Genomic DNA, 1,477 nt, shown 5'->3' with positions numbered 1-1,477 from the left:
GTAACTGCCTAGCTAGTAGTAATAGAGGAAAGAAAAACAGAGACATCACCTTCTAAAGCATCAGTAATAACTTCGAGGAGATTAAGACCATGCTTAGAAGCAGTGGAAAGAAAAGAACGGATATTGGCGAATGAAACCGCAAAATCAAATGAGCGAAAGCCACCGGAAATTTTCTGTTTACACTTCATCATCCGCAAGTCACGTTCTGCTTGATTATTGGTAAAGGGAACATCAGGCTCTGTGAGAAACCGTAAAACATCACCCCGAAAATTGTGGAGACGCAACAGCAAATTATGACCAACTCGCCGTTTTACTCGTCCGCGATTACCTTGACGAGTCAGGGGTGGTTGGCTGTGATGAAAACTCAACCCTCGTTGTAGAATTTGCTCATACAGTTGATTGAGACGAGGAAGAATATTTTTCGGAATACCCGATTGATAGCGATGTTGATAATTACAAGCTAAAAGCAACAACTTCTTCATAGACTTAGCCCAAGATTCTTGCTCGATTTCCTCCAAGGCTTTAAGTTCTCGAAGATGATGGGCATTACACAAAGCGTGATTGACATCAAGGAGTTGATAATAGGGGTTCCAATGGTCGTGGACTACTACACCCTTGATATCAGCTAATACTTCTATGTCTTTACGTTTAGGAGAAACTCGATACCAAGTTTGTGTTTCGGTTGAAACCACGTGCAACCAATTGGTTTTACCACCAATCCTGAATCCAGTTTCGTCTAGATGTTTAACTGGGGAAGTTTTGACTGCTCCTGCAATCTCATCCACTACAGGTTCTATTATTTTTGCTAGAGTCAAAGTTGTCTTTGCGATTGTACCTGGTGTCATTCGACAGCTAAATAAATCATCTAGAACTTCGCTCAATCTGTCTTCGGGAATAAAATGCTGATGGTGTAGATAAGCCGCAACTGCTCTAATTCTCGCTCCATACTGTACTGGTGCAATAACCGATTTTGGAAAACTCCCTTGTAGGAGAGTTTTACATTCTGGACATTCTTTTACTGCCACTCTGTGTTCTGTGACGATGATACCTGGGTCTGGTATATCAAATACTTGTCGCTTAATTATTTTTTTTGCTATTACAACAGAAATATCACATCCACATCCAGGACATGAGCATCTTGTTGGATGTTCTACGATATTGTCTGGCTGCAATACCTGTTCTAATGTCTGCCCTGGATGACCTATTTGTCCTCCTGATGGCCGCTTTCCTCTTTCTCTTAAACTTTTTGTCCGTATTTTACTTGACTTTTTGAGTCCGTCGCTTGTCGGTGGTTTTGAACTTGTTTTGCTATCTAGTCCCAAACCTCTCTCTAGCTCTGCTATCCGTTCCCGCAGTGCTTGATTTTCTTTCTCCAGCCTCTCGATTTTTTGATCTTTTTCTTCTGGACTCATGCTTGAACACTACCATCTTTCTTCCCTCATGGGAATATTCCTGGTATTCCTACCTGGGCAGTTAC

1 protein-coding gene is annotated in these 1,477 nt (G+C 41.6%); it reads right to left on the bottom strand.

The features are described from left to right. Positions 1 to 8 precede the first annotated feature (8 nt). Entirely contained in the window at positions 9 to 1,412 is a 1,404-nt protein-coding gene (gene tnpC, locus VB740_RS18145; RefSeq protein ID WP_323201349.1) for an IS66 family transposase, read from the bottom strand. Positions 1,413 to 1,477 lie beyond the last annotated feature (65 nt).

This window comes from Nostoc sp. UHCC 0251 (genome assembly GCF_034932245.1).
Taxonomy (GTDB): Bacteria; Cyanobacteriota; Cyanobacteriia; order Cyanobacteriales; family Nostocaceae; genus Nostoc.
Note: the sequence above shows the minus strand (reverse complement) of the source record. Positions and strands in the feature narration are given on the sequence as shown.

Coding starts and splice junctions, on each gene's coding strand:
- tnpC (WP_323201349.1), bottom strand. CDS start 1,412: ATGAGTCCAGAAGAAAAAGATCAAAAAATCGAGAGGCTGGAGAAAGAA.